The sequence below is a fragment of the Erythrobacter sp. NE805 genome, from assembly GCF_046452355.1.
Classification (GTDB): domain Bacteria; phylum Pseudomonadota; class Alphaproteobacteria; order Sphingomonadales; family Sphingomonadaceae; genus Erythrobacter.
On the sequence record NZ_JBKFDI010000005.1, the window covers coordinates 26,418 to 41,369 of the forward strand.

The window sequence follows — 14,952 nt, forward strand, 5'->3', positions numbered from 1 at the left end:
GCCCCCCCTTCTGGATGTACGCGGTCGGCTTCGTGCTGCTGCTCGGCCCGCTCGTCACCCTGCACGAGCTCGGCCACCTGCTCGTCGGCCGGCTGTTCGGCGTCAAGGCCGAGGCCTTCTCGGTGGGCTTCGGCAAGGAGCTTGCGGGCTTCACCGACCGTCAGGGCACGCGCTGGAAGCTCTCCGCGCTCCCGCTTGGCGGCTACGTGCAGTTCAAGGGTGACATGAACCCTGCTTCGGTGCCCGACCCCAATGCCCCCGCCGAGCCGGGCAGCTTCCAGCACGCCGCCCTGTGGAAGCGCGCGCTGATCGTCGCGGCGGGGCCGGTCACGAACCTCCTGCTTGCGATCGGCATTTTCGCCGCCTTCTTCGCGATCATCGGCAAGCCGATGATCGTCGGCGAGGAGGATTCGCGCACCATCGGCGCCTTCGCCGAGGGGAGCGTGGCGGCCGCGGCGGGGATGAAGGTCGGCGATGTCGTCGTCGCGATCGACGGGCGGCCGATCCGCGACTTCACCGAGATGAAGACCAAGGTCGCGCTTCATCCGGCGACCCGCATGGTGTTCACCGTCGAGCGGGCGGGGGAGCGCCTCCGGATCCCGCTCACCACCGCCAAGGTCGAGCGCAGGGACACCTTCGGCAACGTCAGCTCGGAAGGCCTCGTCGGCATCGCGCCGGCGGGCGGCAAGTACGAGCTGAAGAAGGTCGGTGCGCTCGAGGCGATCCCGCTCGGGGCGAAACAGGCCTGGGATTTCACCGGGATGATGGTCACCGGCATCCAGCAGATCCTCTCGGGCGAGCGCTCGGTCAAGGAGCTCGGCGGGCCGCTCAAGATCGCCAAGTATTCGGGCGAGCAGCTCAGCATGGGGGCGGCGGCCTTCATCAATTTCGCCGCGCTGATCTCGCTTAATTTGGCATTCATCAACTTCTTGCCAATCCCCGCGCTCGATGGCGGGCACCTGATGTTCTACCTCGCCGAGGCGATCCGCCGCCGTCCGGTGGGACCGCAGGTGACCGAATGGGCCTACCGCACCGGCATCGCGCTGGTGCTGATGCTGATGGCGGTGGTGACGGTGAACGACATTATCGGCCTGCCCGTGTTCGGAAGCTGAGGGCGGCGCGGTGGAAAGGCGTCCGGGCCGGGGCCTCGCGGCTTGATTGCACGGGGCACATGGGGCAGAGGCGCTTCGGGGGCTCGGGAACGCGCGGCGCGCGGGCGCAGCGGAGGCACCGGCCCCGCGGCGCACAGGTTGAGAACGGGATTTTAGCTGCATGAACCGATTGAGCGAGACGCTGACCGCGCCGGTGAACCTGAACGCGGTCGCCCCGCGGGCGCCCCTGCGTCTGGCGGGCCTGTTGTGCTGCGGATCGATTCTCGCCGGGATGCCCGCGCTCGCACAGGCGCAGCAGGCCCCGGCGCCCGCTGCCGCCGCGCAGCCCGCCACCCCCGCGCCCGCGCCCGCCCCGGCGCCGCGCGGCAACATCATCCAGTCGATCAGCGTGGTGGGGGCCGAGCGGCTCGAGCCGACCACCATCCTGAGCTACATCCGCCTGCGGGTCGGCCAGGAATACACCTCCGCCGGGGCCGACGAGGCGCTCAAGGACCTCGGCGCGACCGAGCTCTTCGCCAACTTCTCGATCCGCAACGAGAACGGCAACGTCGTCATCACCGTGACCGAGAACCCGGTGATCAACCGCATCGTGCTCGAGGGCAACAAGCGCCTCAAGAACGACAAGATCATCCCCGAGATCAAGCTCGCCCCGCGGCAGATCTTCACCCGCTCCAAGGTCCGCGCGGACGTCGCGCGCATCATCGAGCTCTACAAGCGCCAGGGCCGCTTTGCCGCGCAGGTCGAGCCCAAGATGGTGCAGCTCCCGCAGAACCGCGTCGACGTCGTCTTCGAGATCACCGAGGGCCCCAAGTCGAAGGTCCGCCAGATCAACATCCTCGGCAACGAGAAGTTCTCCGACGGCGAACTGCGCGGCGAGATGGTGACCAAGCAGGCGCGCCTCACCAGCTTCTTCAGCTCGAACACCAGCTACGATCCCGACCGCCTCGCCTTCGACCAGCAGAAGCTCCGCCAGTTCTACCTGACGCAGGGCTATGCCGATTTCCGCGTCGTTTCGGCGGTGGCAGAGCTCACCCCCGACCAGCGCGACTTCATCATCACCTACGTGGTCGAGGAGGGCGAGCGCTACAACTTCGGCGAGGTCAAGGTCGACAGCCAGCTGCGCGACTTCGACAGCGATGCGATGAGCGCCAACCTGCCGATGAAGGATGGCGACGTCTACAACGCCAAGACGGTCGAGGACACGGTCGAGCAGCTGACCGAGCTTGCGGGCCGTTTCGGCTACGCCTTCGCCGACGTCCAGCCGCGCTTCAAGCGCGACCCCGAGAACCTCAAGATGAACGTGACCTTCGTGCTGCGCGAGGCGCCGCGCGTCTATGTCGAGCGGGTCGACATCAACGGCAACACGCTCACCCAGGACAAGGTCATCCGCCGCGAGTTCCGGATCGCGGAAGGCGACGCCTTCAACAGCCTCGCGGTGCAGCGCACCAATGCGCGCATCAACTCGCTCGCCTATTTCCAGGAGAACTTCGAGGTCAAGCAGGTCGAGGGTTCTGCGCCCGACCGCATCATTCTCGAGGCCAACGTCGAGGAAAAGCCGACCGGCGAGCTCCAGTTCTCGGCGGGCTTCTCGTCGATCGAGCAGTTCATCCTTGCAGGCTCCATCCGCCAGCGCAACTTCCGCGGGCGCGGGCAGACGGTCGGGCTGTCGGTCAACTACTCGCAGTTCTCGCGCTCGGCGCAGGTGAGCTTCTCCGACCCCTACATCTTCGATCGCAACATCTCCGGCGGGATCGACATCTACCGGCGCGATTTCAACAGCTTCAACTTCCTCGGCAACGACCGCAACACGACCTTCCAGCAGGCCACGACCGGCTTCTCGATGCGCGCGGGCGTGCCGCTCACCGAATACATGTCGCTGATCGGCAGCTACACGCTCAACTACGACGACGTGAGCCTCGACCGGTCGCTGTTCTTCTCCGACCTCAACAACGACGGCACGCTCGAGTGCGATCCGCTGCGGGCCGGGCGCTTCCTGTGCGATTCGATCGGGACGCGCCTGTCCTCGATCGTTGGCCTCAGCCTCAACTACAACTCGCTGAACTCGCGCATCCGGCCCTCGCGCGGCAAGACGATCTCGCTCTCGGGCGAGTTCGCGGGGCTCGGCGGCGACGTGCGCTACGCCCGCTTCCGTGGCCGCGCGCAGCAGTTCTGGAACGTCGGCAATTCGGGCTTCATCTTCTCGATCCTCGCCGAGGGCGGGACGATCATCCCGCTGAAGGAGCGCCCCGGTGCCGGGGTCGACGACGTGTTCCTCACCGACCGATTCTTCCTCGGCGAGCCGCAGATCCGCGGCTTCGCGATCCGCGGCGTGGGCCCGCGCATCCTCACCCAGACCTCGCAGCTCGACAACCTCGGCCGCCCGGTGCTCGATTCGAGCGGCAACGTGGTCTACTTCACCGAGCGCCGCCAGGTGCGCGACGACGCGATCGGCGGGCGCAACTACTACCTCGGCCGCGCGGAGCTCGAGATCCCGCTCGGCAGCGGCGCGCGCGAGCTCGGCCTGAGGCCCTCGATCTGGGCCGACGTCGGCGCGCTGTGGGGCGTCGAGAGACCGGTTCTCACCGTCAACCCGGCCGGCAACCCGCTGCGCAACGCGCAGGGGCAGGCGCTCTACCTCACCGCCGCCGGCGCGCAGACCACCGCCGAGTTCCAGCCCGACGGAACGCGCAACATCCGCCTGATCGAGAGCAACACCAACATCCGCGAGCTCTTCCTCGGGGACTCGCCGAGCCCGCGCGTCACTGCCGGGATCGGGGTCAACTGGAACTCGCCCTTCGGACCATTCCGCATCGACTTCGCCCAGACCATCCGCAAGGTCGAAGGCGACGACGAGCGGCGCTTCACCTTCAACGTAGGAACGCAATTCTGATGACACGTCTCACCAAGTTCGTCGCGACCACCGGCCTGATGCTGGCCGCCGCGGCCGCCATGCCCGCCCAGGCCCAGGTCGCCGGGAACATCGCCACCGCCGACATCCCGCGCACCGTGATCGGCACGACCGCCTTCCAGGCCGCCTGGAAGCAGGTCGAGGAGAGCTACAAGCAGCAGATCGACCTGATCCGCACCCGCGCGCAGGAGCGCCAGACGCTGCTCGCCAAGTACGACAAGAACGGCGACAAGCAGGTCGACGATGCCGAGCAGGCGACGCTCAAGAAGTCGCCCGACGGCACCAAGCTGACCAGCCTCGAGACCGAGATCCAGCAGCTCAGCGAACAGATCGACGCGGGCCGCGCCTACGCGGTCGAGCAGATCCTCCTCAAGTATTCGGAATCGCTCGACGAGGTGGTGAAGGCCAAGCAGATCAAGGTGGTGGTCGAGCCCTCCTCGCTCCTCTACGCCGTGCCCGAGACCGACATCACCCCGCAGATCACCGCCGCGCTCAACACCCGCGTCGCCTCGGTCGGCGTGGTGCCGCCCGCCAACTGGCGCCCGAGCGATGCGGTGGTGCAGGTGTTCCAGCAGATCACCCAGCGCCTGCTCACCGCGCAGTATCTCCAGGCCCAGCAGCAGGCCGCCGCGGCGCAGCAGCAGCCGCCCGCCAACCCGGCCGCTCCGGCCGGTCGCTGAGGCGCGGGAGGGCTGACCCATGAGCGAAGCGGGTAGCGCGCCGGCCGAGGTGCTGGATTACGACATCGTCAAGGTCCTCAAGGCCTTGCCGCATCGCTACCCGCTGCTCCTCGTCGACCGGGTGAAGGCGATCACGCTCGGCGAGCGGATCCACGCGGTCAAGGCCGTGAGCATGAACGAGCAGTTCTTCCAGGGCCACTTCCCGGGCGCGCCGATCATGCCCGGGGTGCTCCAGATCGAGGCGCTCGCGCAGGCCGCGGGCATCCTCGGGATCGAGACGATGGAGCTCGCCGGGACCGGCAAGCTCGTCATCTTCATGGGCATCGAGAACGCCAAGTTCCGCGCCCCGGTGACGCCCGGCTGCCTGCTCGACCTCCACGTCGCGTTCACCCAGAAGCGCAGCCGCGTCTACAAGTTCAAGGGGCTCGCGAGCGTCGAGGGGAAGACCACCTGCGAGGTGGAGTTCACCGCGATGATGACCGATAGGCTTTGAGCCGCGCGGGCCCATCCGGGCCCGCATCCTCGGTGCAGTTCCCTCAGCTTCGCCCCGAATATCCGTGGTTGCATTCTCCCGCGACGCCCACTAAGGCGCGCGCTTCCCATTCCATAGCAACGCCGGTCGGCACCGGCGGCACGCTCGAAGGATTTGCGTCATGAAGACCGAAGGTCACCCCGATTACCACATGATCACGGTCAAGATGACCGATGGCACCGAGTTCCGGACCCGCTCGACCTGGGGCAAGGAAGGTGACGTGCTCGCGCTCGACATCGACCCGCTGAGCCACCCGGCCTGGACCGGCGGTCGCCAGCAGGTTGCCGAAGGTGGCCGCGTGGCCGCGTTCAACAAGCGCTTCGGCGGGCTTTCGCTCAAGAAGTAAGCGCTTCACAAGCTGCGCAGCCTTTCGGGACTGCAACGAGGAGGGCGGCCCGACGGGGTCGCCTTTTTCGTTTCTAGCCCTGCCAGGGCCGCTCGCGATACCACTTGGTGATGACGTGCTTGACGCCCTTCCTCACCTTCATCCCGTGGTGGAGCGTCGCCGGGTTCATGCTGCCGTCGGCGAGGCGGTTGTTCCAGCACAGCAGCTTGCCGGCCTCGGGCTGAAAGGTCTTGCCGATGAGCTTGAAGCGCGTCGCCCCGCCCGCGGGCACGTCGTCGAGGTAGATCATGAAGGTCCAGGTCCGGTTGCCCGAGCGCCCGCAATAGCGCTCGTAGTCGCGCCCGCCGGGCTCGAAATAGTCGGTGTGGGCCTTGAACTCCTGCCCCTCGGCATAGCGCTGCCCCTGGAGCGGCTCGCCATGTGCGGGGTCGAGGCCTGAGAGCGCCCCGAGCAGCGCCTCGACGCGCTGCACCGGGGCGAGCGCGGCGTCGAGGTCGCAGGTCTCGCTGGTGCGGAAGGCGGCGTCGCCATTGTCGTCGGCGATGGTCGAGGGGCGGCGGTTCGCCTCGATCAGCGCGATCAGCTCGGCGGCGAGCGCGGGATCGACGAATCGCCGGCACTGGAAGACTTCGGCTTCGGCGGTCGGCACCCGCTGCACGCCGGGACGCGCGGCGAGCCTTGCGGCCACGGATTCGCTGGTGGTCGTCATCGCGCGCAGGATAGAAGCGGGACGAGCGGAGGCAATGCTTTTGGGGCCGCGCAACAATCTTGCGCGCGCGCAGGCGAAGCGCAGTTTTCGCTTCCCTTGGAAAGGCCTTTGTGCAAGAGGCGCGCCTCCCGTTCCCGCGCACTTGACGGCGTGGCTGCTGTGCGTAATCCCGCGCCTCTTCGCACGGGGCTCGCAGCCGCCGCAAGGCCAAGCGGGCAGGGGCGTGTGGCGATCATAGCTCAGCTGGTTAGAGCGCCGGTTTGTGGTACCGGAGGTCACGGGTTCGAACCCCGTTGGTCGCCCCATCTCTCCCCGATCATCTCCCGTGCCACAGGTCCGCACCGCGCGGGCAGGGAGACGACATGACCGCATTCTGGGCCGAGCCCGATTTCGACGCGCACGAGCTGGTTCAACTGGTCCACGACCGGGCGAGCGGGCTGACGGCGATCATCGCGGTCCATTCGACCCATCTCGGCCCCGGCGCGGGCGGCACCCGCTTCTGGCACTATGCCGACCCGGCAGGCGCGATGCGCGACGCGCTGCGGCTGTCGCGGGGCATGAGCTACAAGAACGCGATGGCCGGCCTGCCGATGGGCGGGGGCAAGGCGGTGATCCTCGCCGATGCCGAACGGACCAAGACCCCCGAAATGCTCGCCGCCTTCGGTGACGCGGTCGAGGCGCTGGGTGGGCGCTACGTCACCGCCGAGGACGTCGGGATATCCGAGGCGGACATGGTCGCCGTCTCGAAGCGCACCTTCCACGTCTCGGGCCTTCCGGTCGAGGGCGAAGGCAGCGCGGGCGGCGATCCGGGGCCGTTCACCGCCTATGGCATCTATCTCGGCATCAAGGCGGCGGCCGCGCACAAGCTTGGCAGGGACAGCCTCGCGGGCGTCCATGTCGCGGTTCAGGGCACCGGCTCGGTCGGTGGCGGCGTCGCCCGCCTGCTCGCCCGCGACGGGGCGAAGCTGACCCTCGCCGACATCGACGCCGCGCGCGCGGCGAAGCTCGCCGCGGAGCTCGGCGGCACGGCGGTCGCGTCCGAGGCGATCATGGCGACGCCCTGCGACGTCTTCAGCCCCAATGCGCTCGGCGCGATCCTCGACGACAAGGGCGTCGCCGCGCTCGACTGCGCGGTCGTCGCCGGGGGCGCGAACAACCAGCTCGCCCGGCCCGAGCACGGCGCCGCGCTCGCGGGCCGCGGCATCCTCTACGCGCCCGACTACGTCATCAACGCCGGGGGGATCATCTCGGTCGCCACCGAATACCTCGCCCGCCGCGAGGGCCGGACGGTCGACGTCGCCGAGGTCAATGCGCTGGTCGAGCAGATCCCCGGCCGGCTCGAATCGATCTGGCAGGAGAGCGACGCCACCGGCTTCACTGCCGACGTCGTCGCCGACCGGATGGCGCAGAAGCTCATCGGGCGCAGCTGATCCGCCAATCTGCGGGGGAGGGCTGGAACTATTCCGCGCGCCCTCCATTTGCGCTCTTGTCGGGAACGGGTGTAAGGCTACAAGCCCCGGCCAGACGCGATCACCCATGCACATCTACGCCAATCCCGCCCGATTCCTGCGCCTCGCCAAGTGGCTGACCCCGCTCCTGTTCTGGAGCGGGCTGGTGCTGTCGGTGGGCGCCGTGCTGTGGGGCCTGTTCATGGTCCCGCCCGACCGGCTGATGGGCGAGACGGTGCGCATCCTCTTTATCCATGTGCCCGCCGCCTGGCTCGGGATGGGCGGGTGGACCGGGATCGCGATCTCTTCGGCGATGCTGCTGATCTGGAAGCACCCGCTCGCCGCCATCGCCGCGCGCGCCATTGCGGTGCCCGGGATGGTGTTCTGCGCGGTGTGCCTTGCCACCGGCTCGATCTGGGGCCGGCCCACGTGGGGCACCTGGTGGGAGTGGGACGGCAGGCTCACTTCGATGCTCGTCCTGCTGTTCCTCTATGCTGGCTACATCGCGCTGTCCGAGGCGACCGAGAAGGAAGGCTCCTCCTCGAAGATCGCGGCGATCTTCGGCCTTGTGGGCGCGGTCAACGTGCCGATCATCAACCGCTCGGTGGTGTGGTGGAACTCGCTCCACCAGCCGCCGAGCATCACCGCGGGCAAGAGCGCGATTGAGGCGACCTTCCTCGTGCCGCTGCTCGTCGCGGTGGTCGGCTTCTCGCTGCTGTTCGGCGCAATCGTGCTGATGCGGATGCGCGCGATCATCGCCGAGGCGCAGGTCGAGGCGCGCCTGCGCCGCCGCGCGCTCGACGACGACGCGCCGCTCGCGGCCGTGCGGGTGCTGGAGCAGGCGTGATGCGCGAGGGGCTCCAGCAGTGGGACTACGTGTGGCTCGCCTACGGCGTCGCGGCTGTTGCATTGATTGCGCTCGTCATCTGGGCGTGGCGCTCTATGGCGAAGGCCGAAGCGCGCCGCGACGCGGCGAAGCGGCGCTGACCCGAGGGACACCGGCATGAAGGCCAAGCATCAACGTCTGGTTCTGGTCGCCCTCGCGCTCTTCGCGATCCTCGGCGCGGGGCTGCTCGCGGCGTGGGGCCTGAGGAACCAGGCCAACTACTTCTACCTGCCCGAGCAGATGGCGTCCGCGCCGCCCGCGGTGGGTCAGGCGGTGCGGCTCGGCGGGATGGTGCAGAAGGGCTCGCTTGTCACCGAGCCGGACGGGGTGACGGTGAGCTTCAGGGTCACCGGCAACACCGCCGACGCGATCCCCGTGCGCTACAGCGGCATCCTTCCCGATCTCTTCGTCGAGGGCTCGGGCGTGGTCGCGGAAGGCAGCCTCGGCCCCGACGGCGTGTTCAAGGCGACCAACCTCCTCGCCAAGCATGACGAGAACTACGTGCCCAAGGAGCTCGAGGGCATGGGCACCGACGAGGCCGCCAAGATGGCCGCCGACACGACCGTCGGGCTGAAGCCGTGAGCGCCAGGCGGAGGGCCGGGCAGTGACGGCGGAAATCGGCCTTGCCGCCCTGTGGCTCGCCGCCGCGCTCGCGGTGCTCCAGATGGTCTCGGGTGCCCTTGCCCTGCGCGGCGGGCCGGGGGACGAGAACGCGCTCGCGATCTATGCGCGGCCCGCGGCGGTGGTGCAGGCAGGTCTCGCGGTGCTCGCCTTCGCGATGCTGCTCTACGCCTTCGCGACCACCGACCTCTCATTGAAGCTGGTGGCCGAGAACTCGCACTCGATGAAGCCGCTGATCTACAAGATCACCGGGACCTGGGGGAACCACGAGGGCTCGATGCTGCTGTGGGTGGGCGTGCTCGCCTTTTCGGGCGGGCTCCTCTCGCTGTTCGAGCGCCGCCTGCCCGAGCGCACGATGGGCGCGACGCTGGCGGTGCAGGGCTTCGTGGCGCTGGGTTTCTACGCCTTCCTGCTGCTCTCCTCGAACCCCTTCGAGCGCCTGCCGGTGCCCGCGGCCGAGGGCAACGGCCTCAACCCGCTGCTCCAGGACATCGGCCTCGCGATCCACCCGCCGACGCTCTATGCGGGCTATGTCGGGCTGTCGGTGGCCTTCAGCCTCGCGATGGGCGCGCTGCTGACCCGCGAGGTCAACCCGGCCTTCGCCCGCGTGATGCGCCCCTGGGTGCTGGGCGCCTGGGTGCTGCTGACGCTGGGGATCACGGCGGGCAGCTACTGGGCCTATTACGAGCTCGGCTGGGGCGGCTGGTGGTTCTGGGACCCGGTCGAGAACGCCTCGCTGATGCCGTGGCTCGCCGCGACCGCGCTGATGCATTCGGTGAGCGTGCTCGCCGCGCGCGACGCGCTGCGCACCTGGACGATCATGCTCGGCGTGCTCGCCTTCTCGATGTCGATGCTCGGCACCTTCCTGGTGCGCTCGGGCGTGCTGACGAGCGTCCACGCCTTCGCGGTCGATCCCGAGCGCGGGGCCTTCATCCTCGTGCTGCTCGGGCTCTATATCGGCGGGGCCTTCACGATCTTCGCCCTGCGCGCGGGCGCGGTTGCCGAGGGCAAGCGCTTCGCGGCCGTCAGCCGCGAGGGCGCGCTGGTGTTCAACAACGTGATGCTTTCGGCGATCCTCGCGATCGTCTTGCTGGGCACGCTCTACCCGCTGCTGACCGAGGCTTTCGACGTGCGCGTCTCTGTCGGTCCGCCCTATTTCAACCCGGCCTCGGCGATCTTCGCGGTCCCGATGCTGCTCGTCATGGCAGTCGGCCCGCTGCTGCGCTGGCGGAGCGACAAGCCCGCGCGCCTCCAGTTCGAGCTTGCGCTGATCGCGGCGCTCGTCATCGGCGTCATCGCACTGGTCAGCTTCTTCGGCCAGTTCCCGCTGCTGCCGCTGCTCGGCCTCGGGCTTGCCGCGGCGCTCGCGGTGGCGGCTGTCCTCCCGCTCAGGGGCCGCAACCTCGCGCGGGTGCCGGTCGCCACCTGGGGCATGGTCGTCGCCCATTTCGGCATCGCCGTCGCCCTGTTCGGCATGGCGAGCGAGGGCGCCTTCTCGAAGGAGCGCCTCGCGGCGGTCAGCCCCGGCGGCACCGAGCGGATCGGCGACTTCGCGGTGACGCTCGAGAGCGTGACCCCGATCGCCGGGCCGAACTGGACCGCGATCGAGGCGCGGCTCGCGGTGCGCGAGGGCGGCGGCGAGGCGGTGATCCTCACCCCGCAGGCGCGCAGCTTCTGGTCGCCCCCGCAATCGACCTCCGAGAGCGCGCTTCTCACGAAGTGGAACGGCCAGCTCTACGCCGTCATCGGCAACCAGGCCGAGGACGGGCGCTGGCAGATCCGCATCTGGTGGAAGCCCTTCGTCACCTTCATCTGGTACGGCGGCATCCTCGTCGCGCTCGGCGGGGTGCTGTCGATCGCGGGGCGCGTGCGTGTCGATGTCCGCCGCCGCAAGGCGAGCGCCAAGGGCGCCCGGCGCCGCGCCGACCTCGAAGAGCTGGGGCCGCCCGCGCCCCTGCCGGCGGAGTAGCGCGCGATGCGGGGCCGTCTGTTCCTGTGGGTGCCGCTCGCGCTGTTCGCCTTCTTCGCGGGGCTCGCCGCCTATATGCTCACCCAGCCCAAGCACCTGTTCGTCGAGAGCACGATGATTGGCCAGCCGCTGCCCGATTTTGCGCTCGCCCCCGCTATCGATGGCCTGCCGGGTGCGAGCAAGGCGAACTTCACGGACGGCAAGCCAAGGCTCCTCAACATCTGGGCGAGCTGGTGCCTGCCCTGCATCGCCGAGGCCCCGCAGCTCGAGGCGCTCCAGAAGCAGGGCGTCGAGATCGTCGGCATCGCGATCCGCGACCGGCCCGAGGACGTCGCGAACTTCCTCGGCCGCCACGGCAACCCCTATACCCGGATCGGCAGCGACAAGATCTCCGAGGTGCAGCTCGCGATCGGCTCCTCCGGGGTGCCCGAGACCTTCGTGATCGACGGCAAGGGCATCATCCGCCACCAGCACATCGGCGACATCCGGCCCGAGGACATTCCCGTCCTGCTCAAGGAACTGGAGGAGGCGCGATGATCCGCTTCTGGCTCGCAGCGCTGCTCGTCGCCCTGCTGGCGCTCCCCGCGCAGGCGCAGGACACCATGCCGCCTGCGCCCTATGCCTACAACCAGCTCGACGATCCCCGGCTCGAGGCCGAGGCCTCGGCGCTGATGCACACGCTGCGCTGCCTCAAGTGCCAGTCGCAGAGCATCGCGGATTCCGACGCGCCGATGGCAGGCGACATGCGCCACCAGGTGAGAAGCCGCATCCTCGCCGGCGAGAGCCCCGAGCAGATCCGCCGCTGGCTGATCGCGCGCTACGGTGACTACGTGAGCTACGAGCCCGAGGTCAGCCGCACCACCTGGCCGCTGTTCGCGGTGCCGGTGCTGGTGATCCTCGTCGTCGCCGGGGTGCTGCTGCGGCGGCTCGGGCGGCGGCGGAGCGATGACGGGGGAGCGGCGGCATGAGCGAGGCGATGATCGGCGGCTGGCTCGCGGTCGCGGCTCTCGCGCTTGCCGCCTTCGCCTTCGCGGTGCTGGTGATGAAGCTCCCGCGCCGCGGCTTCACCTTGTTCGGCGCGGTGCTGGTGTTCGGGCTTGCGGGCTATGCCTGGCAGGGCTCGCCGGGCCAGCCTTCCGCCCCCAGGCCGCGCGTCGAGCAGGCGGGCGAGCAGGGCACGGCGATGGTCGAAGGCCGCGCCGCGCTGTTCGACCACACCCTGCCGCCGCCCGACTACCTCGTCACCTCCGACGCCTTCGCCCGCCGCGGCCAGTTCGAGGAGGCCGCCCAGCTCCTCCAGCGCGGCTTGCGTGAGAACCCCAGGGACCTCGAGAGCTGGCTGGCGCTCGGCATGGCGCTGGTCGGCCATGCCGACGGCTTCGTCACCCCGGCCGCGGTCCAGGCCTTCGGCCGCGCCAAGGCGATCGACCCTGCGCATCCGGCCGCCGAATACTTCCTCGGCTACGCCTATCTCCAGAGCGGCGAGATCGTCGCGGCGCGCAATGTGTGGAAGGGCCTCCTTGCCAATTCGCCCCCCGACGCGCCGTGGCGCGAGGGACTCACGGCGGAGGTCGCGCGGCTCGACGACATGATCGCGCGCGCGCCGATGCTGCAGGGGCAATAGAACTGCGATGACGGCGTTCGGACCGTGATATGTCAAGTGCCCGGGCCATATTGCAGCTGCGAACGCGCGGTGCTAGGCGCGCCGCCTTGCGGGCGTCGAGTCTGATGCGCCGCTTGGGCAGTACCGGGGGGATGCGGGAAATCCGTTTGATATGAGCAACGCAGCCACCTCCGCCGACCCCACTTCTGAAACCGACTTTCATGGCCTTCACGGCCACGGTCAGAGAGGTTCGCAATTGGCTCTCGCGATCGGCGCGATCGGGGTGGTGTTCGGCGACATCGGCACCAGCCCGCTCTACGCGCTCAAGGAAACCTTCGCCGGGCACCACCCGATGCCTGTCGACATGCTGCACGTTTTCGGCGTGCTGAGCCTGGTGTTCTGGACCTTCACCATCGTGGTGACGCTCAAATACGTCTTCACCGTCATGCGCGCCGACAATCGCGGAGAGGGAGGGAGCCTCGCGCTGCTCGCCCTGATCAATCGCACCGCACATCCCTCGCGCACCACAGGCCTTGCGTTGATGGCGGTGACTGCCACCGCACTGTTCTTCGGCGATGCGATCATCACGCCGGCGATTTCGGTTCTCTCGGCGGTCGAGGGGCTGACGATCGTCGAAGCCCGCTTCGAGCCGCTTGTGGTGCCGCTGGCGGTGGTGATTCTTGTCGGCCTGTTCGCGATCCAAGCGCGCGGGACGGCGGCGATCAGCCGCTATTTCGGGCCGATCGTGCTCGCCTATTTCATCACGCTCGCCGTGCTGGGCGTGATCCACCTTTGTACCCGGCCGGATGTGCTGTGGGCACTTTCACCGCACCATGGGCTGCGTTTCTTCATGAACGATCCGTTGCTCGCCTTCCTTGCGCTGGGATCGGTGGTACTGGCGGTTACGGGGGCCGAGGCGCTCTATGCCGACATGGGCCATTTCGGCCGCAAGCCGATCTCCATTGCGTGGCTGTGGATCGTCTTCCCGGCGCTGATGCTCAACTATCTGGGGCAATGCGCGCTGCTGCTCAACAACCCCGCGGCGCTCGAGAACCCGTTCTATTTCATGGCGCCCGAGGAGTTGCGCCTGCCCCTGGTGATCCTCGCGACGCTGGCGACGATCATCGCCAGTCAGGCGCTGATCACTGGCGCATTCTCAGTCGTGCAGCAGGCGGTGCAGCTCGGTTACATGCCGCGCGTACGGATTTTGCACACCAGCGCCTCGGCCGCAGGGCAGATTTACGTGCCGGTCGCCAACTGGCTGCTGATGGTGGCGGTGATCGTGCTGGTGCTGACCTTCCAGAAATCGACCAACCTTGCCGCCGCCTATGGCCTGGCGGTGACCGGCACGATGTTCATCACCGCCTGCCTTGTCGCCTACCTCATGCGGCAGGTTTGGAAGATGCCGTGGTGGCAGGTGCTCCCGGTCGTAGGCCTGTTCATGATCGTCGACGGGGCCTTCCTTGCCGCCAATATCGTCAAAATCCCCGATGGTGGGTGGATGCCGCTGCTCGTGGGCATCATCGTGCTGACCCTGCTGACCACTTGGTCGAAGGGGCGCGAGCTTATGCGCGCGAGCATGTCCGAAGGCTCGCTTCCGATCGAGATTTTCGCCAAGAGCGCGCAGAATTCCGCTACGCGCGTGCCGGGGACATCGATCTTCATGGCCTCGAGCAATGTCGGCGTGCCCTCGGCGCTGCTGCACAACATGAAGCACAACAAGGTGCTGCACGAACGGGTGCTGATTCTCACCGTGGCGGTACAGGACGTGCCCTATGTCGACGAGAAGGATCGTTTCGACTGCAAGAGCCTCGGCAACGGGTTCTACCGGGTGACCATCCGCTGCGGTTTCCTCGAGGAGACGGACGTGCCGCGAATTCTGAGCACCCTGGATCTGTGCGACGGCGCGTTCGACATGATGCAGACGAGCTTCTTCCTCTCGCGGCAGACCCTGATCGCGTCGGCGAAACCCGGCATGGCGATCTGGCGCGAGAAGCTGTTCGCGTGGATGCTGAGGAATGCGTCGACCGCGATGGAATTCTTCCGCCTCCCGACCAACCGCGTGGTCGAGCTCGGGAGCCAGGTCGAGATCTGAGGATGCGGGGAGCCGTCGCCGCCACGCTCCTGGCGCTTGCCGC

15 protein-coding genes and 1 tRNA gene are annotated in these 14,952 nt (G+C 68.3%); 15 read left to right on the forward strand and 1 reads right to left on the reverse strand.

All coding sequences use genetic code 11. The features are described 5' to 3' along the window. Window positions 1–14 precede the first annotated feature (14 nt). From rseP to rpmE, 5 genes are all read left to right on the forward strand, one after another. A complete protein-coding gene (rseP, locus tag ACLBKU_RS16160) occupies window positions 15–1,112 on the forward strand; it encodes an RIP metalloprotease RseP (protein ID WP_410180746.1) in 1,098 nt (365 codons plus the stop codon). A gap of 160 nt (window positions 1,113–1,272) precedes the next feature. Continuing rightward, a complete protein-coding gene (gene bamA / locus ACLBKU_RS16165; RefSeq protein ID WP_410180597.1) occupies window positions 1,273–4,002 on the forward strand; it encodes an outer membrane protein assembly factor BamA in 2,730 nt (909 codons plus the stop codon). Continuing rightward, window positions 4,002–4,700, forward strand: coding sequence for an OmpH family outer membrane protein (locus ACLBKU_RS16170; protein ID WP_410180598.1), 699 nt, complete (start codon window positions 4,002–4,004; stop codon window positions 4,698–4,700). Before bamA ends, ACLBKU_RS16170 begins: the two co-directional genes overlap by 1 nt. 19 nt (window positions 4,701–4,719) lie before the next feature. Further along, window positions 4,720–5,193 carry a 3-hydroxyacyl-ACP dehydratase FabZ gene (gene fabZ / locus ACLBKU_RS16175; RefSeq protein ID WP_410180599.1) on the forward strand — a complete coding sequence of 158 codons (474 nt, stop codon included), beginning with the start codon at window positions 4,720–4,722 and terminating at the stop codon, window positions 5,191–5,193. A 160-nt stretch (window positions 5,194–5,353) separates the two neighbouring features. Further along, complete coding sequence (gene rpmE, locus ACLBKU_RS16180) at window positions 5,354–5,578, forward strand: 50S ribosomal protein L31 (RefSeq protein ID WP_410180600.1); 225 nt, start codon at window positions 5,354–5,356, stop codon at window positions 5,576–5,578. Window positions 5,579–5,651: 73 nt separating this feature from the next. On the opposite strand, the gene ACLBKU_RS16185 is transcribed toward rpmE, so the two are convergent. After that, window positions 5,652–6,287 carry a prolyl hydroxylase family protein gene (locus tag ACLBKU_RS16185; protein WP_410180601.1) on the reverse strand — a complete coding sequence of 212 codons (636 nt, stop codon included), beginning with the start codon at window positions 6,285–6,287 and terminating at the stop codon, window positions 5,652–5,654. A 228-nt stretch (window positions 6,288–6,515) separates the two neighbouring features. On the opposite strand from ACLBKU_RS16185, the gene ACLBKU_RS16190 reads away from it, so the two are divergent. The 10 genes from ACLBKU_RS16190 (at window position 6,516) to ACLBKU_RS16235 (ending at window position 14,909) form a co-directional block, all read left to right on the forward strand. Then, window positions 6,516–6,592 (forward strand) — tRNA-His (locus ACLBKU_RS16190). 57 nt (window positions 6,593–6,649) lie between these two features. Then, window positions 6,650–7,717 carry a Leu/Phe/Val dehydrogenase gene (locus ACLBKU_RS16195; protein ID WP_410180602.1) on the forward strand — a complete coding sequence of 356 codons (1,068 nt, stop codon included), beginning with the start codon at window positions 6,650–6,652 and terminating at the stop codon, window positions 7,715–7,717. Window positions 7,718–7,823: 106 nt separating this feature from the next. Then, on the forward strand, window positions 7,824–8,582 hold the full coding sequence (ccmC, locus tag ACLBKU_RS16200) for a heme ABC transporter permease CcmC (RefSeq protein WP_410180603.1): 759 nt from the start codon (window positions 7,824–7,826) through the stop codon (window positions 8,580–8,582). Continuing rightward, on the forward strand, window positions 8,582–8,722 hold the full coding sequence (locus ACLBKU_RS16205) for a heme exporter protein CcmD (protein ID WP_410180604.1): 141 nt from the start codon (window positions 8,582–8,584) through the stop codon (window positions 8,720–8,722). The genes ccmC and ACLBKU_RS16205 overlap by 1 nt, the downstream gene beginning before the upstream one ends. A 16-nt stretch (window positions 8,723–8,738) precedes the next feature. Then, a complete protein-coding gene (gene ccmE, locus ACLBKU_RS16210; RefSeq protein WP_410180605.1) occupies window positions 8,739–9,203 on the forward strand; it encodes a cytochrome c maturation protein CcmE in 465 nt (154 codons plus the stop codon). A gap of 22 nt (window positions 9,204–9,225) precedes the next feature. Continuing rightward, the gene (locus ACLBKU_RS16215; protein ID WP_410180606.1) at window positions 9,226–11,211 is read left to right on the forward strand and encodes a heme lyase CcmF/NrfE family subunit; all 1,986 of its coding nucleotides are present in this window, start codon (window positions 9,226–9,228) and stop codon (window positions 11,209–11,211) included. Window positions 11,212–11,217: 6 nt separating this feature from the next. Further along, a complete protein-coding gene (locus tag ACLBKU_RS16220) occupies window positions 11,218–11,748 on the forward strand; it encodes a DsbE family thiol:disulfide interchange protein (RefSeq protein WP_410180607.1) in 531 nt (176 codons plus the stop codon). After that, window positions 11,745–12,179: a cytochrome c-type biogenesis protein gene (locus tag ACLBKU_RS16225; RefSeq protein WP_410180608.1), complete on the forward strand. Its 435-nt coding sequence runs from the start codon at window positions 11,745–11,747 to the stop codon at window positions 12,177–12,179. Before ACLBKU_RS16220 ends, ACLBKU_RS16225 begins: the two co-directional genes overlap by 4 nt. Then, the gene (locus ACLBKU_RS16230) at window positions 12,176–12,835 is read left to right on the forward strand and encodes a tetratricopeptide repeat protein (protein WP_410180609.1); all 660 of its coding nucleotides are present in this window, start codon (window positions 12,176–12,178) and stop codon (window positions 12,833–12,835) included. The genes ACLBKU_RS16225 and ACLBKU_RS16230 overlap by 4 nt, the downstream gene beginning before the upstream one ends. A 151-nt stretch (window positions 12,836–12,986) precedes the next feature. Continuing rightward, a complete protein-coding gene (locus tag ACLBKU_RS16235) occupies window positions 12,987–14,909 on the forward strand; it encodes a potassium transporter Kup (protein WP_410180610.1) in 1,923 nt (640 codons plus the stop codon). Window positions 14,910–14,952: the final 43 nt, after the last annotated feature.